Source organism: Bacteroides sp. A1C1 (assembly GCF_004328515.1).
GTDB lineage: Bacteria > Bacteroidota > Bacteroidia > Bacteroidales > Bacteroidaceae > Bacteroides > Bacteroides uniformis.
On record NZ_CP036491.1, the window covers coordinates 1,403,893 to 1,429,134 of the forward strand.

General features: G+C 42.5%; 14 protein-coding genes and 1 pseudogene. 6 read left to right on the plus strand and 9 right to left on the minus strand.

Going from position 1 to position 25,242, the window contains the following annotated elements:
* Positions 1–11: 11 nt before the first annotated feature.
* The 3 genes from EYA81_RS05950 to EYA81_RS05960 form a co-directional block, all read right to left on the minus strand.
* The gene (locus tag EYA81_RS05950) at positions 12–941 is read right to left on the minus strand and encodes a DUF6562 domain-containing protein (protein ID WP_165491356.1); all 930 of its coding nucleotides are present in this window, start codon (positions 939–941) and stop codon (positions 12–14) included.
* 223 nt (positions 942–1,164) lie between these two features.
* Positions 1,165–3,177, minus strand: a complete 2,013-nt coding sequence (locus tag EYA81_RS05955; RefSeq protein WP_131225490.1) for a family 20 glycosylhydrolase — start codon at positions 3,175–3,177, stop codon at positions 1,165–1,167.
* 35 nt (positions 3,178–3,212) lie between these two features.
* Positions 3,213–6,248: a glycoside hydrolase family 2 TIM barrel-domain containing protein gene (locus EYA81_RS05960; protein ID WP_242672411.1), complete on the minus strand. Its 3,036-nt coding sequence runs from the start codon at positions 6,246–6,248 to the stop codon at positions 3,213–3,215.
* Positions 6,249–6,689: 441 nt separating this feature from the next.
* On the opposite strand from EYA81_RS05960, the gene EYA81_RS05965 reads away from it, so the two are divergent.
* The 3 genes and pseudogenes from EYA81_RS05965 to EYA81_RS05975 all read left to right on the plus strand — a co-directional run.
* Entirely contained in the window at positions 6,690–10,625 is a 3,936-nt protein-coding gene (locus EYA81_RS05965; protein WP_131225492.1) for a response regulator, read from the plus strand.
* A 126-nt stretch (positions 10,626–10,751) separates the two neighbouring features.
* The gene (locus EYA81_RS05970; protein WP_131225493.1) at positions 10,752–12,566 is read left to right on the plus strand and encodes a right-handed parallel beta-helix repeat-containing protein; all 1,815 of its coding nucleotides are present in this window, start codon (positions 10,752–10,754) and stop codon (positions 12,564–12,566) included.
* Positions 12,567–12,839: 273 nt separating this feature from the next.
* Positions 12,840–14,162 (plus strand): annotated as a pseudogene (locus EYA81_RS05975) (transposase); the annotation flags it as partial.
* A gap of 643 nt (positions 14,163–14,805) precedes the next feature.
* On the opposite strand, the gene EYA81_RS05985 reads toward EYA81_RS05975, so the two are convergent.
* From EYA81_RS05985 to EYA81_RS06000, 4 genes are all read right to left on the minus strand, one after another.
* A complete protein-coding gene (locus EYA81_RS05985; protein ID WP_207389421.1) occupies positions 14,806–15,282 on the minus strand; it encodes a hypothetical protein in 477 nt (158 codons plus the stop codon).
* 109 nt (positions 15,283–15,391) lie between these two features.
* Complete coding sequence (locus EYA81_RS19340; RefSeq protein WP_207389422.1) at positions 15,392–17,989, minus strand: BACON domain-containing protein; 2,598 nt, start codon at positions 17,987–17,989, stop codon at positions 15,392–15,394.
* A 155-nt stretch (positions 17,990–18,144) separates the two neighbouring features.
* The gene (locus EYA81_RS05995) at positions 18,145–18,579 is read right to left on the minus strand and encodes a hypothetical protein (protein WP_131225494.1); all 435 of its coding nucleotides are present in this window, start codon (positions 18,577–18,579) and stop codon (positions 18,145–18,147) included.
* Positions 18,576–18,914 (minus strand): hypothetical protein, encoded by a 339-nt coding sequence (locus EYA81_RS06000; protein WP_131225495.1) that lies wholly within the window; start codon positions 18,912–18,914, stop codon positions 18,576–18,578. Before EYA81_RS06000 ends, EYA81_RS05995 begins: the two co-directional genes overlap by 4 nt.
* Positions 18,915–19,281: 367 nt before the next feature.
* Between EYA81_RS06000 and EYA81_RS06005 the strand changes: the two genes are divergently transcribed.
* The 3 genes from EYA81_RS06005 (at position 19,282) to EYA81_RS06020 (ending at position 22,620) form a co-directional block, all read left to right on the plus strand.
* Entirely contained in the window at positions 19,282–19,503 is a 222-nt protein-coding gene (locus tag EYA81_RS06005) for a hypothetical protein (RefSeq protein WP_131225496.1), read from the plus strand.
* On the plus strand, positions 19,487–21,181 hold the full coding sequence (locus EYA81_RS06010; RefSeq protein ID WP_131225497.1) for a hypothetical protein: 1,695 nt from the start codon (positions 19,487–19,489) through the stop codon (positions 21,179–21,181). The genes EYA81_RS06005 and EYA81_RS06010 overlap by 17 nt, the downstream gene beginning before the upstream one ends.
* A 416-nt stretch (positions 21,182–21,597) precedes the next feature.
* Positions 21,598–22,620 carry a BT4734/BF3469 family protein gene (locus EYA81_RS06020; protein WP_131225498.1) on the plus strand — a complete coding sequence of 341 codons (1,023 nt, stop codon included), beginning with the start codon at positions 21,598–21,600 and terminating at the stop codon, positions 22,618–22,620.
* A gap of 52 nt (positions 22,621–22,672) precedes the next feature.
* Here EYA81_RS06020 and EYA81_RS06025 read toward each other — a convergent pair whose 3' ends face one another.
* Positions 22,673–22,855: a hypothetical protein gene (locus tag EYA81_RS06025; RefSeq protein WP_131225499.1), complete on the minus strand. Its 183-nt coding sequence runs from the start codon at positions 22,853–22,855 to the stop codon at positions 22,673–22,675.
* Positions 22,856–23,300: 445 nt separating this feature from the next.
* Positions 23,301–25,199: a hypothetical protein gene (locus EYA81_RS19495; protein WP_227201782.1), complete on the minus strand. Its 1,899-nt coding sequence runs from the start codon at positions 25,197–25,199 to the stop codon at positions 23,301–23,303.
* Between the last annotated feature and the right edge of the window lie 43 nt (positions 25,200–25,242).

Here is a 25,242-nt window from a genome sequence, read left to right on the forward strand (position 1 = left end):
TAATGAATAAATTAAATTTCTATATCAATATCACCCGAAAAATCACCGTCGATAATGCCTCCTTCCGTATAATTCTGAAAGTCTGCATCCCGAAGCTGGATTTCGTTCACTTTCCCAGGAGATAAATGCACACTCACCCGCTTCATTTCAAATAGCAGGTATCCTGCTTCATTTCCTACATAAAGCTGAAAGTCGCTGTTGCAGGCTGAAAAGTAGTCTGTGAACTGTGCGCCTTCAAACAAGCAGGCTTTATCATTTTCCAGGCTATAGATTTTCCCTGTCCACTTGGGCCGAAAAAGAGCAGCTGTGCATCGGCCTTCCAACACATTATACGCAATCGGATAATAGGCACCATGCTGTATTAGCAACGTTTTTCCGACATATTTTTCCGCATGCTCAACTATCAGAAAACGATAAAAGGATACTGGCTGATAGAATAAAAGTTCTACCTTCTGCCATTGATTTTCATCCACCTGCACATGTGTACAAGCTGCATAAGCCTGCATATCTTCTCTTCCTTGCTGTTTAATCATTGTGACCCGTTCCAAATCGGAAGTATCATAAAATGAATGTTCAGGACTCACACGGTAATCTATCCAGGCCAAAAAAGAATATTGTCCGGACGGGAGCTGCAAAATGTTCTGTTTAGATATCCCCTGCGTCCTTGTTTTATTAAAGATATAGGTACTTTGACGAAAGCATTCCTTTCCAGTGCGATGATCTATTACCGATAGAATATAATAGGCACCTGCATGGCCTATGGTCGGCTTAATGGAGGATTGTGGCAACACTGCACTAATAGTGACTCCAGAAGGTACCGCAAATAAAAAATCATTTTGTCGGTTTTCAGGCGTGCAGGCTATCAACAAGCAACAAAAGCCAACCAATATGGATACAATCCTAATTGACATAAACAGAAAGAATGTTTTTAATAGTTTCAACTGATTTAAGTAACGGCAACAAAGGTAGGCGATAGGAACCAGTGAAAGGGGTCAAAAATCACTATTATAAGTCCAAAAAGCACTATTTATCAATGCTTAAATCCTAAATTTTCCGTAAAATAAACAACTCTGATGGATCAGCAGGAAGGCTGAATAAAAAAGGGAGTGTATGCTGATACACTCCCCAAATTTATTGCAAAAAATGCCACGACAAACGTTCTTATCAGAACTGCCTGCAAACGACATTTTTAACCTTACCTTTAAATCCATTCAACGCATCTCCTATATACTGTAAGGGGAAGATCAACGTTTCCTGATACTCCATGTACTCCATACGCTTATACTGCCGACGGTATACTTTCTTGGTACGGCCTTCCAAACGTTCCTGCAACTTTCCATTCACGTAGAGGGAAGTTCCCTTATAATCGCCTTCAATACGGATGTCAGTCCACTCTTCTTCTGGCAGACGGTAGGAATGAAATACAAATGAATAGCCGTCACGGCTGAATGCCAAGCAGCCTTTGTTCTCCCAATTGGCATATACCACCGAATGAGGTCCCTTGAACAATATGGTACTGTGAGGACTGTTTCGATCGGGACAAATTTGGAAGGAAACTGAATACGGATATCCCACTTCCTGTAACACAGTGGAAATAGAGTCGACTCCGTTGAGCACACACATTTCACCCTCTGGCGTAAGTTGCACCTCACCTGACCCCGTCCGTGGTACACTGGGGGGAATCCGTCCCAGCAGATTCACACCCGGAGCTTCGGGCATCCTACGGCATAATGCCTCAAACTGCTCAAAGGAAACCTTTGCTTGACTGCCTTTCCACATCTTTTCTGCCAATACCTGTACAGCCGGGAAAGAGCGCACATGCACATCCTGCTCCGATATACCGTTACCACACTTGTCATTCCACACGGCAAACATGCCTCCCAACACTCCGGGAGTACCTTCGGGCAACGTAAGTTTTTTATTCATCAACCATGGAGACCACGTTTCATACAGCCACTGATGATCCAGAAAATCTCGGTAATACCCAGCAGCGGGTACGATATAAAGATAAGTGTCACAAGTGTTTATCAACTTATATCCATCCTTTAAAGACACCTCCGGATCTATCCAGTCATACGACCACGCATTGATGGTCACCCCTTCTGCCTGAACCGGAGTCTTGCCAGGGAGCCATTTCAGCCCCCCCCACATACGTGGATTCTTACCATATTTAGCTACGTATTTCAGATAGCGGTCAGTGAAATAACGATACCGTTCGGTCTCCTTTTTGTTATACTCGTCTGTTCCTATATGCACATCCGGTCCTATAAATACCGGAGAGTCACCACTAAGATATTCATCCAACAAGGAATCTACAAATTGATAGGTTTCCTCTTTATAAAGGTCAAGATGGTCCATTCCATATTCTTTACTGGCCAATTCCGGCTTATAATGAGTAAAAGCCAAAGAATGAGCAGGGATATCTATTTCAGGAATGATGTTTACTCCATAGGCCTCACCCATTCTCTGCAAGTCCGTGAACTCCTTTTTGGTATACGACCCGTCCTTGGATGTCAAGCCTGGGAAGCGTTCACTCTCCAACCGAAAAGCTGCATAGGTCTTGTTCCAGTCGTCTTCGAAAAACTGCGGGAAACCGTTATCATTCAAATGTATCTGAAACTCGTTTATTTTGTAAAAAGACAATATCTTTACATATTGCTTCAAATAGTCCATGGTAAAGAATTTCCTGGCAACATCCAGCATAAATCCCCGATTGGGAAACTGGGGAAAATCGCATGCAGTGCCTTTAGGGAGCGCACCTTGATGATTGGATAAAATCTGCAGCAGACTTCGCGTTCCCCAGAACACCCCCTTCACAGCGGGAGCTTTAATTGCAGCATAGCCTGAAAAGTCAAGCAGATACCCCTCTTCCCCCAACTCTTCATCATACGAAGTGAGAGAGAGAAAAATATCGTTTTTTCGGGGTTTTCCGACACGCAACGTATACTCCCACCCCATTAAATCCTTCAAGTCTGAAATCAAGATAAGAGCTGTGGGCTGTAGTGCCTCCTCGTCAGCTGTACGAATGACGATGTTCCCCCTTACTGGCAAGGAAAGAGTACCACCTGTTCCACGCCACTGTTGCAAAGCCGGAATAATCTGTGGACAAGATTCTTGAGCAACAGCTGCAAGACTCATGCCAAACCAAATATAGATAAAAAATAAAAATCTCTTCATAAATAACAGATATTAAATCCTTCAAAAGCACTTTATCATTTCAAAGGACGTATTTCAAAACCAAACAAAAGCTCTTTTACCGGAACCTGGTAAGGCGGCAACACACCCGGTCCGCAAGTAGCCGTTCCCACACCACTTTGCAAAGCATCCAAATGCACAGTTACCGTGCCTTTCCTTTCAAGCTTGTTAATGTGTCCTGCAACATCAATATTTTCATCCGTAAAAGGAGAAACACTAAATTCAAAGGGCCTTTTTGCACATACCGACCATCCTTTGCCGTATTCATCACCCACCCGCATCCAACGCACATCGGTTCGATTTCCGGTAGCCTGCGGACGTACATAATAATGGAACATCCGTTCTGCATCCGTATGGTAAATACCGATACGTCCAGAGAGTTTTCGGTCAGCATAAGTTTCATGTTCTCCTCTGCCTAAATAGGTAACACGATTGAATCTGTAGGGCATTTCAAAAGTCAGGCCTACACGAGCCAACGAACTGACAAACGAAGTATCTGGAACGAAATGCGTTTGAACAGACAATGTTCCGTCTCTGCGAATGGTGTATTCGAATGTAGCTGTTCCTATGATTTCATTTTTATCATTCAGCAGTTCCACTTCACTGCACGTGGTGCGTCCTGAAGTTTTGACCGACAATGCTCGTTGAGCCAAATGATTCAGCCCTGATTGACGCCAGATTTTTGCCCCACCTTTCTTTTCACGGTTATCGTTATCCGTTGCAGGACGATACAAACTCAGCCGCACAGGCGAGGCGAGATATTCCTGGCTCTCATACATATATGATTTCAATGCTCCGGTTTTCGGGTCAATTTGAATTTGCGGTTTTTCAGACAGCTTGGCCTTTGCTGGTAGATACTTGCTGTTGGCAGGTAGTACAAACTGGTCATAAGCCACTACGTCATCTGTCCCGATGAATGCACTTGCATGTTTGGGAGTCCAGTTTATATTCAGATAAGCCTCACGTATATTTTCTGGCAGACGTACTCCTCCCAGTGAAACCTCAGCAGTAGCATGGGGAGCTACCTCTAGAGAACATTCCCCTTTGGCTATCGTTTCACCATTGTCACCAACGATGCTCCACTTCAGTATATAGGCATCCAGATTGGTAAAGTCGTACCAGTTTTTTACGGATAAAGTCAAATTTCCGGCATCCTTAAGGGTACATTTAATATACTGATAAGCCTTTTTCACCTCCAGAAGATGAGGATGAGGTTCCCGTACGGCATTCACTAACCCGTTACAACAGAAATTGCCAAAACTAGGGACATTATCCGGACCGTAATCGCCTCCATACGTCCAATACCATTTTCCGTCGGCATCTATTTCTCTAAACGACTGATCAACCCAGTCCCAAATACATCCACCTTGCACAATGGGTTCACTCTCGAAAACATCCATATATTCTTTCAATCCCCCACCACTGTTCCCCATGGCATGTAGATATTCCGTCATGATGAACGGACGGTATACTTTCGGATTTGCCTGACGCGCATAGGCCAACAATTCCTCTACGCTACGATACATGCGACAATAGATATCTGTATTATACTGTTGTTCTGCCCGTTCGTACTGAACAGGACGAGTGCTTTCCACCGATTTAAACCAATCGTAAGTACGTTCAAAGTTAATGCCGTTACCCGCTTCATTACCCAGTGACCAGATAACGATGGCAGGATGATTCTTAGACCGTTCGTACATCCGTTGCACACGGTCCATATGCGCCGGAAGCCATGTACTGTCCTTAGCAAGCGAAGCGACCCCATAACCCATACCATGCGACTCCACGTTTGCCTCATCTATCATATACAAGCCATAAAGGTCACAGAGATGATACCAATACGAATGAGTGGGGTAATGTGAATTTCGCACGGTATTCAGATTGTACTGCTTCATCAGACGGACATCCAGCTCCATCAGTTCCTTGCTGACCGTACGTCCTAACTGAGAATGCTCATGACGATTGGCACCTTTCACCAAGACAGGCATCCCGTTTATGCAGAATCTTCCACCTTTTATTTCCGATGTACGAAACCCTACATTACATCCGGTCAGATGTTTTATTTCGCCGTCAGAACCTTTTAAAGAAATAGCCAGTGTATAAAGATTAGGATCTTCGGCACTCCAACGCTGCACTTCGGACAAGGACTCCTGTTGAAATGAAATCGTATTACCGGCGTTCTTTTCTTGCACCCCACATTCTTTTTCCAAAATGGTTTTACCGGAAGCATCTTTCAAGCAATAAGACAAGGTTGCCCCCTCTTCGGTCATACCTTCCACAGCAACCTCCAAATTAAAGATTCCCTCGGTATATGTATCCTTATCCAGGGTGGAAGTCACTCGGTAATCTGCAATATACTGTTTGGGGGTACTATACAGATATACATCACGTTCAATGCCACTCAAACGCCACATATCCTGACATTCCAGATAGGAGCCGGCACTCCATCGATATACCTCCAGTGCCACAGTGTTTTCTCCTTCATGCACGTACGGAGTAATGTCCCATTCTGCAGGAGTCTTCGAGCCTTGGTTATAGCCCAGAAAATGTCCGTTTACCCATATATAATAAAAGGAGATGACACCTTCACAGCAAATCACCGTCCTACGGTCTTTCCAATTCACCGGCAACGTAAAAGTTCGCCGATAAGAACCCACTTCATTTTCATGATAAGGCACCAAAGGAGGGTTCTTTTTAAAGTTAAACAGCGGGTCATCGAATTCATAGGATTCATTCACATAAATAGCTGTTCCATATCCCTGACGTTCCCAATTACCGGGCACCTGAATGTCTGCCCATCCGCCCGTATAGTATTCCGGCTTGTAGAAATCCTTAGGACGGTTATCCGGATTCTTTACCCAATGGAATTTCCATTGACCGTTCAGACTCATATAATAAGCTGAATTTTCATAATCCGCCTGGCGGATATCTGCAGCCTCGTCGTAAGGCCATACGTAAGCATGAGGTTGCAATTTGTTTTTACCGATAGCATATTGGCTTTGCCATTCAGGAACCGTGATTTGAGCTGACAGCTTGCCGACTCCTAAAAACATAATCCCAACCAAGATTTTCTGAAGAATTTTATGGATATAATTCATCGTTTAACAAAGGTGTTAGTTATATGTAATATTTTTTGCAAATGTAGCTGTCCACTATGAATACGAGGTGCAGAAATGGCTATTTTTGCTCCAAAAATAACTATTTCACCCTTTATCGAATCTGCCGAATCCTTGCCTACTAAAAAATTGAACAACATGCGAAACTTGAAGAAGTTAAAACCAATAGTTTGGACATACGCTCTGAATGCTTTGTTTTGCAAGGTATCAGCTTAACTTCTTAACTACAATCTATTAATAAACTTATGAAACTTCAGTAAGATGATGATATAATAAAGGAAGGACTTTGAAGTTAACTGAAGAAATCTATAGGAATGCTTGCATTATTAAGGCAAAAACAATATTTTTGTTTTGTTTCTACTTTTTTTTAAAAAAGCTATGAATAAGATTTTGTTAACTATACTTATTGGAGTATTTCCAATAGTTATATGGGGAAAACAACTAAATGACAAGCAATATATATACCAACGGATTGACGTCCGTGAGGGACTCTCTTACCAGGTCAATTGCATGACAGTTAGCCACCGTACAGGCTATGCTTGGATGGGTACCAAAAACGGTATCGGACGCTTCGATGGATATGAACTAAAAAAATATTTAAATTGCAATATAGACCAATTGGTGGAAGACCATAATAATAATATTTGGGCACTTAGTAGCGAAGGGATTTTTCTATATGATGTAATCAATGATACCTTTCATCGAGCATGCGACTTAAAAGGTAACTCTATATCAGCCAACTCTATCTGCCTTTGGGACGACGGCGTCTTTTTTGGAGAATTTGATAAATTATACAAATATGATTATAAGACAGAACAAATCACTTTTTTCTGTTCGCTTACTTCTAATAATACAAAATTCCCTATCACTGACCTTTACCGTTTTGACAATCATACTCTGCTGGCCGCCAATCGTTGGATGGGAGCCTTTCTGATAGATATTCGCACCGGGTACACACACGATGTTCCATTTGATTGTCGTGATATGGTTACGATGTTGACTGATTCTAAAGGTAATTTTTGGGTGGCTCCGTATTGTAGAGGAGTACGATGTTACAACAAGGATGGCAAGCTTCTTCACACTTATCATACTGGTAATTCGTCAATGCAGAGTGACATTGTACTTGCATTGGCAGAATATGATGACCATATCTGGATAGGTACTGACGGCAAAGGCATTGCCATCCTAAATCCTGAAAACAATCAAATGGATTTATTGACACATATTCCGGGGGATGCCTATTCCCTACCCAGCAATTCTATTTTGTCTTTTTATGCAGATCCAGGAAATGGAATTTGGGCTGGCAGCGTACGTAGCGGAATGTTCAATATCAAGGAAGTGGGCATTAAACTATATGCGGACGCACTCCTTAATGCCGATTATGGACTCAGCGAAAAATCGGTATTAAGCCTTTATCAAGGAGAAAATGAGAAGGATATATGGATAGGAACGGACGGTGGGGGGGTGAATGTTTTTAATGCCGATACCAATAAATTTCGCCATATTCCATCTACATATGGAGAGAAAGTTGCCTCTATCACAGGTGTTGATAAAAACCGCCTTTTGATATCACTCTTTGGTAAAGGAATATTTTTCTATAATAAGCAAACTGGATATTGTACTCCTTTGGTTATTGTCAATAATAATATTAACAACCGATTGTGCCAACAAGGTAAAACGGTTAATCTTATACAAAATACACCGGAAACTATCTTACTACTTTCCGAGAGTCCATACAGTTATAACTGGAAACAAAAAACATTCACACCCTTTCATATAGACCACCTTGAAAATGGCATAGTAGGGCAGTTGCTCCCGATATGTGTAAAGGGAACATTTTCTTACCTGCATGATTCCAAATGTATTTATCGTATAGATCACAGTGACAATGCCCTCCACGTCCTTTATCGCTGTAAACGGGATACCGTGATTCATTCAGCTTCTGCTGACGAGAAAGGTATTATTTGGATGGGAGGAAACTATGGGTTGAGTTGTTTCTCACCCAAGGACAGTTCGTATACTCATATTTCAAACTCGCTGATTAATGAAGTGATGTCTGTTACCAGTGACCAACATGGACGATTATGGATTGGCAGTAATGAACGCTTACTTTCCTGGATGACCACTCAAAAGCACTTTATTCTTTATGGTATTCCAGACGGAGTTGCCCCTAACGAGTATCTTCCGAAACCCCGCTTACTTTCATCAGAAGGAGATGTATATTTGGGTAGTGTAAATGGATTATTACGCATTGCTTCCACACTCCCCAAAGAGCACTCTGAACCTCCAGTGCTTGAACTGGCTGATGTGTTTGTTGGCGGTGAACGTATGGAATATATTTCAGGCAAGAAGCCTATTTTAAAGATTCCAGAGCAAAGCAGAACGATAACAATTAGAATAAAGGCGCACAATAAAGATATTTTCCGTAAACCAGCCTATTGTTACCATTTGCAAGGATATGAAAAAGAGCCTATTTATTCTTATTTACCAGAACTGGTACTGAATACGCTGTCTGCAGGTACCTATCAGATAACAGCCTCATGCACTACCCGTTCCGGTGAATGGACAGATGACTATCCCATTGCCGAACTTACCATACTCCCGCCTTGGTATCGTACGTGGTGGTTCATTTTAGTGTGTGTACTGACTGCTTTATTAGCAGTGGGCTTATCCATTTACAGCATTTTACGCCGCAAAGAGAATCGAATGAAATTAGCAATGAAGGAGCACGAGCAAGAAGTGTATGAAGAAAAGATTCGTTTCCTGATAAATATCAATCATGAGTTACGCACACCTCTCACGCTAATCCATGCTCCTTTAAAACAACTGATCGAACAGTTTCCTGCTAAAGATGCCAGCTATCGGATCTTGCAGAATATTGTTCGTCAATCTGACCGTATGAAGAATTTGTTAAATATGGTACTTGATGTACGTAAAATGGAAGTCAGCCAAAGTACCTTGCATATAGAAAGCACCTATTTGGAAAAATGGTTGGAAGAAATAGTTGAAGATTTTATACCCGAAGCCTCCCAGAAGCATATCACACTCACTCGTCACCCGTTAGCCGGAATAGAGTCATTCTATTGTGATAAGGAAAAGTGTACCACCATAATAACCAATTTGTTAATTAATGCTATAAAATACAGTAATGAGGGAGGAGAAATAAACATTATTACCTCACTATCCGAAAAGAGAGACAGAGTGCGGATTTCTATTTCAGATCAAGGTCCGGGACTAAAAGACATTGATATCTCAAAATTGTTTACACGTTTCTATCAGGGTGAAAACAGCCGTCCTGGATCTGGCATAGGGCTTTCGTATTCAAAGATTTTGGCAGAGCAGCAGGGCGGTAGCGTTGGTGCACTTAATAATGTTGATTCTGCAGGTTCTACTTTTTGGCTTGAGCTGCCACTGAACATTAAGCCTGGCAAGCTTATTTTACAGCCACAACCTTATCTTAACGAATTGCTTGCTTCTACAGAAAACATTGAGAGTGTACCTGACCAGTCTACTTTTAGATCAGAAACTAGAGATTATACAATTTTGGTAGTGGATGACAATATAGAATTAGTTGATTATCTGACTAGTGCTATGAAACCCTATTTTAAAGATATACGCACTGCTTATAACGGTGAAGAAGCTTTGGAGATGTGCAGACAATGGCATCCGGATGTTATAATCAGCGATATACAAATGCCTAAAATGAATGGTTATGAGTTGTGCAAACAAATTAAGGAAAATTTAGACATTAGCCATACCACAGTAATTCTACTTACTGCTCGAAATGATGAAGCAAGCCGGGTATTTGGCTATAAAAATGGAGCTGATACCTATCTTACAAAACCGTTTGAGATAAGCACTCTTTACACGGCTATATATAACCAATTAAAGAATCGTAAGCGTATACAAGAGAAGTATATTGGAAACGAAACAGTACCAACGCCGGAAGAAAGTACATTTAGTGTAGCTGACGAGAAATTCTTAAATACAATGAATAAGATTGTTACTGAGAACATTGATGAACCTAATATGGGTATTCCCTTCTTATGTGATAGACTCGGTATGAGCCGTGCCTCACTTTATAACAAATTAAAGGCGTTAACAGGAATGGGGGCAAATGACTATATAAATAAGTTGCGCATTGACCATGCCGCCAACTTACTACTGCATAGTTCTTTAACAGTGAATGAAATAGCAGATCAGGTTGGGTTTTCTACTCCCCGCTATTTTAGCGCAGTATTCAAAAAAAACATGGGATGCTCTCCTACCCAATATAAGGAGAGGGAACTAAAAAATAATGTACGGAATATATAAGTCAACAATAATATACAGATACTACAAAAATAGGGATTATGTTTTGATGATGATTATATTTCAAAATCAAATTAATAAAGTAAATATAATTCAACTTACCATCAATAAAATATTTTATATACGCTTATGCCAAGAATTTACTTCCTTTTTCTACTATTTATAACTTATAGTAACATACAAGCCGAGCAAAAGGACACACTATTTGTATCCGATTATAATATCATTCCTTATTCTTTTGAAAATCAGACACGAAAAATGCAGACTGTAATAAGTGACTGCAAAAGACTCAGCACCAAAGTAATTGTATTTGATAAAGGAAGATACGATTTTTGGCCGGAAGGTGCTACCAAAAAGGAATACTTCATAACTAACACTTCTACGGAACAAGAATGTCCATCAAAGGAAAAAACTATTGGATTACTTTTTGAAGAAATGAAAGGTATCACAATTGAAGGAAATGGTGCAACCTTAATGTTTCATGGAAAAATGACTATGATCGCATTCGTTCATTGTCAACAGATAAAATTAAAGAATCTAAAATTTGATTTTCAACGTCCAGGTGGTACAGAAATGACTTATACCCAAATAGATAAAGACGGGGTCGAAGTGAAAATACACCAAGACTCATATTATGAGATAGTTGATAATAAAATTCATTTGTATGGAGAAGGATGGAGATCCAACAAAAATCACTGTATTGAATATGATCCAAACAATGACCATTTTTTCTACAGCCAAGGCTGGAACATATTGGCAGCGGCACCCGCAACAGACATTGCACCAGGTCTTGTACACTTCAAGACTCCATCTGATTTTAAGCCTCAGGTAGGCAATACATTAACTATTAGAGATATCATAAGAGACCAAGTCGGAATGTTTATTCTTGAAAGCCAGGATATAATCTATGAAAATATTGCTGTGCACTATATGCATGGATTGGGCATTGTGAGTCAATATTCCAAAAACATATTGATGACAAATGTTATATGTGCACCCCGGAAAAACAGCGGACGAATCCTGGCTTCTTCTGCGGATTTTATGCATTTTTCCGGATGTAGCGGAAAGATAAGTATTTTAAACTGCAGATATGAAGGGGCTCAAGACGACGCAATCAATATACATGGTACCAATCTACGAGTCGTAGAAAAGACAAATGACAAAGCTTTGATTTTGAAATTCATGCACGGGCAAAGTTACGGTTTCAATGCTTTTTTTCCTGGAGATACGATTGCATTTGTTAAAGCAAGTACCATGCAGCGTTTTTCTTATTCAATAGTAAAATCAGTCAAACGGTTAACAGACCGTACACTAGAAATTGTTTTAGACCAAAATGTTCCGAAAGAGCTCAAACTAAATGAAGACTGTGTGGAGAATATGACATGTACGCCCGAAGTTGAAATACGAGACTGTTATTTTACCCGGACCAGTACACGAGGAACATTAGTGACTACTCCAAGAAGAGTTGTAATTGCAAACAATACATATTATAAAACTGGTATGAGTGCTATTTTAATAGAAGGAGATGCAGAAGGATGGTATGAATCTGGACCAGTGAAAAATGTAAGAATAGAAAACAATACATTTATAGAATGTGCCTATAACGGTGGCCCCAGCAACGCTGTTATAGCCTTAAATCCGTCAAATAGCTACATAAATGCTAATCTTCCAGTACATCAAAATGTACATATTATTGGCAATAAATTTAAAACACAAGGTAATCCTATATTATATGCCAAAAGTACTGGAGGATTGTTATTTAAAAATAATGAAGTGAAACTTGTTTGGAAACACCATGGTAATGCTCCTCATACTTTGTTCATATTAAATGGTTGTAAAGATGCCATAATAAAACAAAACAGCTTACCTCCAAACTATACGACAAGTGGAAGTATATGTTTGTATAATATAAGAAACTCTAACTATAATAAGATAGAAAAATGATTTTAAACAATGTACTTGAGTCAATAACCCAAATAGCAAAATATTCATCGATAGTAACATGTTATTATTTTCCTTCCAATCTTAAGAGAAAGAAGGAATAGGGAAAAAGGGGATAAAAAGTTCCTATGTTTAGGGACATTCAGTAAATAGTATAAAATCAGCCAACCAATTCATAGACAAAGCATTGCGAATTAGTTGGCTTTTTGTATCTTTAGGTTTTCCCCCGAAAATAAGGTTTGGAAGCCAAAACGAAGGAAATCTCCGAATCAAGATATGGCTAAGATACAAAATATTTCAGAAATTCACTCTACTTTGGGCTTTACAGAATTTGATATTCAGGAACAATACCGCAAGAGTTTTAATGAAAGTGAGCTTGGCAGACTTCATTCCGTGTTTCCGTTTGAGCATATGGCAGAAGCCGCAGGATTGTCGGAGCGGCGTCTGGGGCGCAGAAACATTTTCAGTCCTTGTGCAAAAATCGCCCTTATGGTCCTAAAGGCCTACACCGGGTTCTCCGACAGACAGCTGGTGGAACATCTCAACGGGAACATACACTACCAGATCTTCTGCGGAATCATGATAGCCCCGTCTTTTTCCATAACCAACTTCAAGATAGTCAGTGCCATCCGTAATGAGATAGCATTTCGTCTTGACATTGATTCCCTTCAGGAGGTCCTGGCTTCACAATGGAAACCTCTTCTTGAGAACCTTCACGTCTGTATGACCGATGCCACATGCTATGAGAATCACATGCGTTTTCCTACGGACATGAAGCTTCTTTGGGAAAGCATCGAATGGCTCTACAGACATATCTGTTGGCATTGCTGTGAGCTTGGCATAAGGCATCCGCGCAACAAATACAAGAATGTAGCGGAATCCTATCTGTTCTACTGCAAGAAAAGAAAAAGGAAGGCCTCAAGAACGAGGATACTCAAGCGCCGTATAATCAGGCTTCTTGAAAAGCTCATCGGTCAAAGGGATGGGATTCATAGCCGATATGGCACTTCACTCTGTATACATAGGATTACCGGAAGCGTCTTTCCATCATCAGAAAGATTCTTGTATAGGAAAAGGAGATGTTTGAGGGGCAGAAAGTCAGTGATTGCATCGTCAGCATCGACCGCCATTATATACGTCCCATCGTAAGAGGCAAGGGAACCAAATCCGTCGAGTTCGATGCAAAGGTCAACAATATATAGATAGGCGGCATCGTTCAAAGCCTTCAATGAGGGTATAAGGTTGAAGGACTGTATCTGCATGCAACAGAAGCTCATGAATGTAAGGGTAAGATGTGTGGCTGCCGATTCCATTTATGCCAATAGGAAGTTCTGTACGAAATACGGGATATCCACTTCCTTTGTACCCAAGGGAAGGGCGGAAAAAGATGAGTTCTTGAGGAAGGTGCTCAAAAGTGAACTCCCAAAAGAAAGGGCCACCCGGCTTAAAGGAAGCTTCGGTACTCAAAAGCAACATTACTCGCTTTCAAGGATAAAGGCCAGGAACATGAAGACGGAAATCCTATGGATTTTCTTTAGAATACATACAGCAAACGCCATATTGATGATTGATAAAATCAAAACAGACAGAAGAAAGTCGCATAGCAGGATTATAAAGAATCTATCAGAAGAAGTTGTCAAGCTTCTTCCGGAATATCATGACTAAATGAATAAGGTCTTCAGTCAGAGAGAGAAAAAATAATAAAAAGGCATATGAGATGATATTAGTAAGTCATCTTCATATACCATCTTACTTTTTTAAGACATTTACTGAATATTTCTTTTTAAAGAAGTTCCGGCTTTTTCAAATTGTGAGGTAGCAATTCAGCAAGATCTCTTATATAATCATTGTCATATTCATGTATGTGGCTGAGGAAGTGAAGAAGGTATTTTTTTGAAGTTCACTCCGGCAACTTTGTGATGCCCTATTAGTGAATATATAACCGATGCGTCTTTTGTCGTAACAAAAAAGAAAGAGGGTGTGTCAAAAGTACTTTTCACCACAGATTACTGAAGATTATACACGATGACAATCAATGGCTTAACATCAATTTGTGCTAATCTGTGATAAGTTATGACACATCCTCCTTCTATATTGCTCAAAGCTCCCACACTTAAGACTGACGGTAAAGACTATGGAAAAAACATTCAAGGGCACATTCTATTACCTGTAAAATCCGGATTTGCCTAAAACGTTTTCTCCATATGAATTGTAAGGAGCTGGCGCTATTTTCCATCACTCTCTATCCTACCTGCACCCTCAACACAATGGACTGAGAGGCTATATCCAGGGAAACGTTCTTAATCCTGCTTGCCCCAAGAATCCTGGCACTCTTCCGGTATGCGTCCAGAAAGTCGGTCTGATTTATATGATAGGGATAGCCGAATCCTGGAACAGGAAGTGCCGGAAAAGGGCTGGGCATCATAAAACCCTTGTATTCGTGGGCGGTCATCATGAAGGCATCCGCATCCATGATATCTTTCGCCGGATCTGCATTATAGGAACTGTAGTCAAATCCCCGGTGGAAGAACATGGCGGTCATATTTCCGATTGTGCATAGCTCGAACCTTGCCTTGTCCTTGCCTATTGCACTGTCCAGATACGCCTGCACCGATGCCTCGACCTCATTCTTGTCCATCACTTGCAGGTCATACACCTTGCCTGCTATAAATATTTTCTTATCCATTATTAGACTGTTATTGGCTATATTCTTGTCCATACATTAATTTTTTATTTCGTTAATTATTACCCTTTATCCGGCAGGGGCACATCGCATCCGCTATTACCCGACATCAGGAGACGGTATTGCTGCCGGATTCCTACAGAGTCTACTCCAGGAAGGAGTAGCGGTAGGTTTCATCCTCTGAAGGCCTGACACTGCCGGTTCCGGATACCACACCCGGATAGTTCCCGGCGAAAGTATAACATTTTCGGGCTGACGATGTCGCGCTTCCGGAGGATATCGTGAAAGCGTAGTTCTCCGCACCCGCCCCGAGGGAGGAACCGTAGTTGAGCCTGCATTCCACGATGACAGTGGAGGCGACTTTATAACTGGCAGATGCATATACGCTGTAAATGTCATAGGCACCATCCTTGCTTTGCCAGCTGTAACTCAGATGTATGAAGTTGACGGACTTGATATCTGCACCCATCTGATCCAAAGGAACGTTTATGCTGGCAGAGTCTGACTTATAACTACTAGTAGAACCACTATAATCAGATGTCTGTGTTTGAGTCAATTCCAAATTACCCTCTCGACTTGATGTACTACTATTTGCACCTGCTGTTACAGAAGTTCCTGAGACAGAAAATCCTGCTCCACTACTTATTCTTCCGGAATAACTTGACCAAGTAGACCAGGAACCTTCACTTTCATCAGTCAGACTCCCATTGGTATAAGTTAATGTAACCGGTCGTCTCCTGGAAGTAACTGTTACAGACTGCGTTCCACCGTCTGCGCTGAAACTTAATGAGGCAGGACTTACGGAAAACTCATACTGATATTCAGTTTTTGTAGTTATATCTACATACTTATCTTGAGTCAGACTGGCGGATGCCGATGGTTTTGTTCCAGTAAGATCGGAAGTATAGTCACAGGTAACTGTCAGGGTTCCGCTTCTTCCGGATGTAGTGCTTGTATTGGAAGTTACATTGACAGTGACTGTACCTCCACTTTGTGATCTGGAAAATCCTGTCCCACTAATGGAAGAACTGTAATTATTTCCTATTGTACTCCAAGAACCCCAAGAAGAAGATGTTACCGGTTTGAACCTTTGTTCAACAGTTACAGTAAAATCGTGGGAACCTGCACTGGATGAGAAATTATGAGAAATTGGAGAAATTGAGATTCTGTAATCATAATCAGCCGGTGCACCATCCTGACTTAATGAGACGTAAGCTGTATCTCCGGCATTGGAAACTGTAACAGTACCGGTATTTGCACTGAATGTCGTGTTGCTTCCTTCAGGAGTCACTGTATTACCTGAGATGGAGAAATAAGAGCTTCCTGAAGTTATTGATGAATTATAGGATGCAGAATATGAACTTCCATTATTCTGCCAGTCTCCCCAATCTCCCCAGGTACTACCTCCATCATATGAATATCTATATCTTATTTGATCCTGGGCTCTTGACGTTACCGAGAAGGACTTTCCGGACGTACTGTCATAATCCCAATTCAATGATGTAGGAGTTGTAGAAATGCTATAGACTATCTGAGTATCACTTTGACTAAGAACACCTGCTTCCTGATCAATTTCAACCCAATCATTGGCTCCTCCATAGGATGCCGTAATTCTGGTGCTTCTTTCCGCACCATTGTTAACTGATACCGTTAATGTTACAGAAGTTCCAGAGCCGGATGATAAGGAGAAACCGGAAGTATCGGACAAACTCAGTGAAGGAGTTCCCGTATCATTTGCTGAAGATGTCGAATCCGAACTCCAAGTATGTGTACCGGTTCTTGTCGCACTTGCCCTTACTGTTGTAGTACCACCCTCCCTGGAGAAATTTGTTCTATCAGCACTGACAGAGACATTCCAAAGGTTCCAGGATGTTTCTTCAATCTTATTCTCAGCCTGACTAACATCCGCACTCGATGCTGGACTGGATTTACCATTCATTGTAACGGTTAATGAAACAACAGCCACAGTAGTTTGTCCGGATCGGGTTATACCTTTAGATCCAATATCAGCCAAACCACTTGAGGAATTTACAGTTGCTGTTCCTGAAGTTCTATTAAAAGTTAAAGTTCCGCCGGATGTGAGTGTCGTAGTTTTTCCTGATATCCAATATACAGTCTGTTCATAGGAGTAACTAGGTGCCGAACTACCTCCAGAAGCTGGAATAACTGTAGGATATTCAAATCTGGTAATTCTTGGATTGCTGTAACCATCTCCATCCGGTTTGATAGAGTCTGCATTTTGTTTGTGAGTTGCAGTAGCTATTTTCTTAGGATCAGAACCGAAAGATTCGGATTGGGTCCATGTAATAATACCATTTTTCTCCGCTCCACCGGGATTGGAGGAATAACTGACAGTATCACTCGCGGCGGTCCATGTTCCGGAGCCTGAATTTTCTGAGGTATAAGCTACGTTTGTTTGTGAGCCCTCCACATAGATACGGTTTCCCGCATTACTGTAACTGTACTGTCTCTTATACGAGGTCACTGTGAATTTCCGTGAACCTCCCGCCGCGGATATGGTAGCTGTCGCAGGAGTCACGGAGAAGGTATATTCCCAGTCAAGACGCTCTATATGGTCTTCGGGAACAAGCTGGTCGGCCGCATAGGTGTAACCCTTCTTTATATGCAACCCGGCCGATTCAATTTGACTTCTTGTAGGGCACATCATCGTATCTCCCGTGAAAGAGCCGGGTTTGAGTGTGTTGCAGAAGTCCTTTGTCGCTATTCTGAAATATTGTGCCATTTTGTTATCTGTTCTTGTTTTGATCCATACATTATAGTGTAATTATGCCGCCATTTTTCCTCCCCACTGGAGAACCATCGCATCCGCTATCCCGGGAAAGGTCTTGCTTCTCAGGTTTCTTCTCTCCTCACATGCTACCAAGACATTCATAAAGATTAAAAGATTATCTGCATCAAAATCCGGTCCGAATAGCATCTCAGGCCTATATGCTCCACTGTCTGCCCCGTCTCTTCAAACAGCTGGAATTTATAGAACCTGATGAAAGCCGTTACATCCGTGTAGAAATTCTTCCCGGCAAAACTCAAGGGATAAATCATCGGGTATCCTCCGACTTGTTGTGGCTGGAATGCTCCTATTCCCACTCCGGTTATCAAGGCCATGTCAGCGTCAAAAATGATTGGTACGTCGGGATCATAGTCGAAGTCTCTGACAAAGAACATTCTGATTTCTTTCTCGCTGACTTCCTTGATTCTGAATTGTGCCATTCCAGAGGTGTTCTCATCTAATGTTGCCTGTACTCGTGATTCCATTTCTTTAATGCTCATATTGGTGTTCAGAATCTCACCGTTTGCTATAAAATAGTTCTTCATAATGATTTAGTTTTAGTTTTTTGTGATGTGATTGTTAGTGTGATATTCCATTCCTTTTTCAGATAAGAGACAAGACCGGAATAGGAGTCAATACGTCTCCTTTCTCTATGCATGATTGATAAAGCCTCTTGTAGGGTCAGATTAATACAGAGACCGGTTTTAAAAGCGTCTCCATATTTCTGTCGGAGCGCTTCAATGTCTCTTTGGTATTTCTTAGGGATAGGTTCGGATGATACCGCTTTTTCGGTGACATCAGGTGCGGTAAAAGTATCCTGACGATTGGGCATAGGCTCCCGCTCAAGTCCCAATAGCTGATTTATGAACTCTTTAAACATAGGGTTTATGCTATTTTATTATTCAGTTATTAGGTTCTGGCAGGCAGTGAATGGTGTTTTAGCGATTTGGAAGAGAAAAAAAATAAGAAGAGCGCCGTTCATTTCCCCGGTAATTCCCTTTGCCTTTTCCCGGCTATGGCAATTTATATTCAGGTATTTGTTTCGGCGCCCTTCATTGTGAGTATTTGTTTCTTCGGTAATAAGGCTTTGGGAGGATGCTGGACGTTGGGCAATTATACCTTATATATATAATAGCGCTCCAAATATGAAAAACGCGCGCCATTTCCAGTCATGCCCTAATCTGTGTAATAAGGGCATGTTCCAGTGAGCATGTCCAATCGATTAATCAAACCAATTTTTTTAAACAATGAAGACTGACAAGAAAGAAATTGTGAGGAAATCAGAACTCCTCGCACAGATCAGAGCCGACCTCAAGGCATGGGAGGAGGCGGAACCCGACTTTGACGACAACTACTTCGACGAGTCGGACGTGATATCATACTATGAGTTCCTGGTCAATAAGTACCGGGACGAGTGGGTCATAATCGACGATACCAGGGAAGGAGGCGGCGATGAGGGAGCTGTTTGACATCACTCCCCATTCCACGGGCCCCGGTTTCAGGATGAGGCTCAAGACCGGGGAGATAGATGTTCCCGATGGGCGTGGCGGATACATCGTCAGCTCGGGGATGGGTTCGGGAAAGACCGAGAGCATCAAGAGCCTGATCCGTCACAAACATGATGAGGGTATTCTATATTGTGTCGATACCAAAGACGAGCTGGAAAAGATGTTCGGCTGGATAGTGGAGAACCTTGTGGTGGAAGGGGTATTGAGGATGGAGGATGTGATGATCATATCCAGTGACCCCGGGAGAGCCGATTTCCTGGGGCAATACAGGGACAACCCCGGAGTGCTCATGGAAAAGAAGGTGATTCTGATAACTCATGTACGCTTCTGGACAGACCTGATAAACCATTTCCTCATCTATAAGCCACAGAAGGAGGTGGCCCCGTTCGACGGTGACTTCAGGACGTTGATGGGAAGGGATGACCTGAGGGGATATGTCATATTCGACGAGACGCCGACCTTCATCAATCCCTTTGTGGAGTTCGACAGGAGCATGCTGGGGATATTCGGAAAGACTGATGAGAACGGCAATATCGTCTGCAAGCCCCCCGAAGAGCTGGACCGGTATTATGACCTTTTCATCAGGGGCGGAAGGAACGACCTCTTCAACCAGGCCTACAGGATCAACCGTATGAAGCGTGACGTGGTGCTGGGGCTCATTCCAAAGTATTATGGCTCATGGATGATGTCCGATACCGACAAGGTAGGCATTACATTCTACCCGGTTGACCTCTGCCCCGAGGACATGACAATCTCCACGCATGTACTCATATTCGAGGGGGCGGGCAATATCCTTTTCAGAGGCTCCACCCGCTTCACCCTTCTGGATACGGAAAGCAAGTACAACACCGTAACGGATTTCAGGAGGATGGATTTCGGACTGTCCAGAAAGTGTTTTGATGAGGCGGGGTTCGGCACATTCGTAAAGAGGATAGGCAGGCTGATAGACAAACCTTCCTTGATTGTATGCTGGAAGGATATAAACGGTGACGATGACGGCCCGGGAAAATCCGGATATGCGGAACGTTTCAGGAGGTTACTGGTTGCCGAAGGTGTCGGTCCCGGGTTGTTCACCGTCACCTATTATGGAGCGACCGACAACAAGAGCACCAACTCATACAGGGATGTTGAACAGATTCTCCTGTGTGGTGACTGGAACCTTCCGAACACCGAATCGGCAAAGATCCGGAGGGCCTATGGTACCTCCACTGACCCGCACAGTCAGAAGGACTGGTATTTCTCACAGCTCATAACGAGGATAGGCATCAGGAAGCATATTCAGGGTGAGGTATATACGGTCTGGTATACGGATGACTTTGACGGGAGGTTCATAGAAAGGATGGACGCCTACTTCAATGAGAACAGGGTCATTGGAAGAAGTCCGGTCTCCAACAATGACTGGGAAAAGAGGCTGGAGGGGATGAGGATCAGAAGCAACATTAAAAAAGAGATCAGACTGTTGACTGGATATGACAGGGATATGCAGAGGGCTATCGTTATGGAGCAGAAGTATACAAAAGAAGTGACATTTGCCTATCTGGAGATGATTGGTATAAAAAGAGGCAAAAGAGAAAGGGGAAGATATAAAGCCCTGATTGATGTTCTGAAGACTATGGGGATAAATCTGGTGATAGCATAGCATATTCCGGATTCCTTTTTTACAGTGAAGGAGCTAAGATAAGATTTATTGTGACACCCCCTATTTTTTGATGGACATTCTAATATATATAGAGAAGTAAAAAAAAGGGGGTAATATAGTAAATGAAAGGAGTATAGAATAGAGAGTGAGGAAAGAGACCTGCTTCGCGGTCTACCAAAGTGAGAAGAAAAGAATAAACAAAACAAAAAACATCCTTCTTCTCTCTCACTCTGGAAGGGTACGTAGTAGCCTTTCTCTTCAATCTTCCATTGACAGTTCCTATAGCTCCTTTACTGAAAAATAGTGGTTCTTCCTGAGAGACGAAGATACTGAGAGGACCGGCTTTCTTCCAAAGTAAAGCCAGGTCCGGTCTCTAGGAAGGTTCACGATACAATAACAATCTAAAATCCAATAATATGATAAACAAAAACATAAGCTACTACTTTAATTCAAGCGATTCAAGGAGTAGAATCTATTATAACTTCGACCATATCCTTGAACTTATAGCATCCGACACTAAACTTTCCAAGCAGACAGACATGGTTAGAAAACAGACAACAGAGAAGGCTTACAAGGAAGAGAAACACAGACTCCCCATGATAGCACCTTCCGGAATATTCGACTATAGGAACGATGACCCGACCAACCTGCGCCAGTATTCCAATATCCTTGTGCTTGACTTTGACGATTTCGGATCACATGAGGCGGCAGGAGAATTCAAGGAAAGACTCATTCAATATGCCAATCCTCTCCATCTTTACGCAGTATGGTTCTCTCCAAGCAACAAGGGTGTGAAGGCGGCTATGGTTCACGACAACACCAACCCGGAGCATCATTACAATCTTTTCCGGCAGGTGAAGCAAAGGTTATACCCGAGGACTGATGAATTCGATAAGAGTTGTCATAATCTAAGCCGCACGTTCTTCCTAAGTTTCGATCCTGATGTCTATATCAACCCGGAGAAAGACACGTTGATTCCCTACCACTTTGAATATGACCCTTCTATTCCCGAACCTGCTGCAAAGAGTTATAATCATGGTGGTTCAGGCGGTTGTTTCATTCATACGCCGGAAGAGATTGAAAGGAATACAGGTTTTCAGAGGTTATGGAAGGACAAGACACTGATTAACTACGTGGACAGGAAATGGAGAAAAGAGTATCCGGATAGTTATGAGGACGGCAACAGACATAAATCCATCCTCTCACGGGCAAAATGGTTGTGTCTGTACGGTGTCTTGTATGATGCTGCCTTGAACTATCTCATCGGTACATTCGGCAGGCATGGTATCTCTGAGGATGACATTGAAGGGATGGCAATCAACAACTATAATGCCAACCGTGAAAGTTTTGGTGTCTCAAGGATGGAACTGTATTCAAGGAAGGAACGGGGAGTGGTGTACAGGAATCGGATGTTGAGGGAAAATTCACCGTTTCAGTAAGGATCAAGGCAGTGTACAAGAGGTAAGTTTATGATGGCTTGCCTCTTATTTTTCATAACCCTAGGAAAGCCTCATTCGCCATATCCACCGCATCTTCAAGGGAGCCTCCACTCTCATTGACAAACATAAGGACCGTATCAATGAACCCGTCGAAGGAAGCACAATCCTCACCCTCGGTCTTGATATTGTACTCCACCTCAGTAAAACAAATATTCTCTATCAGTTCCGTTCTCATAGAAGTAAAATATATCATGCCGCAAAGATAGGCACAATTAAGATGTCTGTCAAGAAAAAGTAACTTCTCTTCTTTTCTAGGGCAATTTAAGGATGTGCCTTGAGTCTCCGGGAATAATATATAACCCCACTTCCCGATAATCCAAGGCACTTTTAATTCCTTGCCCTCCGATAACCGAACATTCCACACATGGTGTTATATTCATCCAAGCCTTCCGGATAATGGTGCGGTCTGTAGAGTTAAGTGTTAGATTATATCTCATGCAGGCAGAGGCGCTGTATTTTGGGAGGCTTCTTTATATACGAATATCCGTAAAATCAGGCTGTCTGAGTGGGATATGCAGAATCTCACTCCATTATAATCAACCGGACAGTATATCATTGCACATTGTTTTCCATGATGGGGAGGCCCTACGGTCAGGACTCCCCATGGTTATTCATTTCTCTCACCCGAACATATTGTAATCACTCCCCACGAAATTGTCTGGAAGAGTGCTGCGGTCCAGTTTAAGCATCCCCACCACAGAATCTTTCAGGTAAATCTTTGGTTTTTCCGGTAACTTCAACAACTCATCCACAAGCCCCTGCACATCTGTTTTTCCGTAATCCTTCTTGCCGGACAACAGACCGACCTTGTAGAGATCACAGAAACCAAGAGTGCCTTTGATTACCTGTAATGAAGAAACCGGATCAATGACAGGCTCAGCACTCACGAAGGTCCGGTAGCCTCTGTCATGAAGCAGTTTCATCGTGCTGATACGCTCCAGGTTCGGTGACGAGTTACCTTCCAGTTCGTCATGTCCGGTAAGGGTGAACCCGAAAGCCACGTGTTTCCTGCAAAGCTCCTCATCAAATCCTCCGCCGGCTGAAAGGTAATCAAAGAAAGGCTCCACAAAATCGGCACGTTTGGTCAGCAGCTTCACGTTCACGCCGTTTTCCATACATATCCTCACAGCCCTGGCCGTCAATCCCATCGTCTCAGGAAGTAAAGGATCGGTGGTGAAGCAGAAGAACAGTCCATGTTTCATCAGCTCGGGAAGATTCCTGAGCACTTCCTTCCCGAACTGCTCCACTGCGTCATCCTCATCCTTGAAAGCTTTCTGAAGAGTTGGTGTCGGGGTATAAATCTTGGCGTTCCTTCCTTTTTGCAGGTAACAATAGGAGCACTGATTGCTGCATCCGTTATAGAAATTGCAGGCCCATCCACTATATTCTCCAGCTTTTCCATTAGGCTGGTATATAGCTTTTCCATGATATTTGTTATTTTCAGGAACAGCCTCACTTACGGTAGCCTCCTCCTTCTCTCCGAACAAGTCATCGAACTCCTTCTCCGCCTCAGAAGCCCTCCGTTCATATTCCGCTTTCAGGTTCCCGTCTTCAATATCCTTGCTGAACTTGTCCCAGCATTCCTTCAACAGCCTGACCTTCCCGTCATTGTCCTTCTCACCTGCAACGCTTTCAGCATCGGTCTTGTCCAGGGTGGTGAAGAACAGGATCAGCAGGCTCACCACGGCTTCCTTCATGCTGTCACCGCACGCGTTATAGACCTCGATGAACATATTGATCGACGCGCTGTTCCTTACCATCTTCGGAATATCACGCCAGCACACCCTGAAGGCATGGAGGATACGCCCGCCACGGTCGATGTTTTCCTCCACACCTTTCAATACCATGGGGAGTCCCTTGTCGGGGGCTTCCATATACTCCGACAGCATTTTTTTCTTATAGGTGTCGGAAAGGTTGAGGATGGTGTACGCGTATTTCTCACCCAGCTTCAGTTCCTCCTGCCACTTGACGGCGGTGGTAAGATTGCTTTTTTCATAACCGGTCTGCGCTGCTATGTAACGTGAGCAGTCCTTCGAGTCCCAGTTACGGTTGTTGGTGTTCCTGACATAGATCCAGCGGTCTATGGGAAGAACAGTCTCCACGTGTCTGAATCTCAGGGTGTGCTTGTAGCTCTCATCCTCTGAAAGTAATTCTACGTGTGCCTGTACCCTGTGAACTCCGTCTGCAACAAAGATAACCTCGGGAACTTCGGGAGAGTCCTTGGTATATTTTTTATCTCCGTCGTTGAGGTCAGTCAGTTCACGTTCAGGATAAGCTTCAAAATATTCCGCTCCAAAGAATATGGAAACAGGTTCTATACAGCCGTCTTTTGTCAGGCTGCCTTTCAGCTTTTTCAGGTGGGGCCTGTTGACCACCCTTCCGAAATCCTTATCAACAACCAGTATGAATCCGGCTGACCGGAGTTCCTCAAGTGTTACGGTTCTTCCATCCTCTATCTTTTTCAGGATCTGTTCCATCCTGTCCATAGTCTTTTCTGTAGGCATATTTTTCTTCTCCATATTTCAGTTAAGATTTAATTGTCGTTTGATAATATAGGGTGGT

Bases quoted from the DNA above. Each gene is read 5' to 3' on its own strand.
- EYA81_RS06025 (WP_131225499.1), bottom strand. From the start codon at position 22,855: ATGAGAACGGAACTGATAGAGAATATTTGTTTTACTGAGGTGGAGTAC.
- EYA81_RS05985 (WP_207389421.1), bottom strand. From the start codon at position 15,282: ATGGACAAGAATATAGCCAATAACAGTCTAATAATGGATAAGAAAATA.
- EYA81_RS05995 (WP_131225494.1), bottom strand. From the start codon at position 18,579: ATGAAGAACTATTTTATAGCAAACGGTGAGATTCTGAACACCAATATG.
- EYA81_RS06000 (WP_131225495.1), bottom strand. From the start codon at position 18,914: ATGTTTAAAGAGTTCATAAATCAGCTATTGGGACTTGAGCGGGAGCCT.
- EYA81_RS06005 (WP_131225496.1), top strand. From the start codon at position 19,282: ATGAAGACTGACAAGAAAGAAATTGTGAGGAAATCAGAACTCCTCGCA.
- EYA81_RS06020 (WP_131225498.1), top strand. From the start codon at position 21,598: ATGATAAACAAAAACATAAGCTACTACTTTAATTCAAGCGATTCAAGG.
- EYA81_RS19340 (WP_207389422.1), bottom strand. From the start codon at position 17,989: ATGGCACAATATTTCAGAATAGCGACAAAGGACTTCTGCAACACACTC.
- EYA81_RS05955 (WP_131225490.1), bottom strand. From the start codon at position 3,177: ATGAAGAGATTTTTATTTTTTATCTATATTTGGTTTGGCATGAGTCTT.
- EYA81_RS05960 (WP_242672411.1), bottom strand. From the start codon at position 6,248: ATGTTTTTAGGAGTCGGCAAGCTGTCAGCTCAAATCACGGTTCCTGAA.
- EYA81_RS05970 (WP_131225493.1), top strand. From the start codon at position 10,752: ATGCCAAGAATTTACTTCCTTTTTCTACTATTTATAACTTATAGTAAC.
- EYA81_RS05965 (WP_131225492.1), top strand. From the start codon at position 6,690: ATGAATAAGATTTTGTTAACTATACTTATTGGAGTATTTCCAATAGTT.
- EYA81_RS19495 (WP_227201782.1), bottom strand. From the start codon at position 25,199: ATGGAGAAGAAAAATATGCCTACAGAAAAGACTATGGACAGGATGGAA.
- EYA81_RS06010 (WP_131225497.1), top strand. From the start codon at position 19,487: ATGAGGGAGCTGTTTGACATCACTCCCCATTCCACGGGCCCCGGTTTC.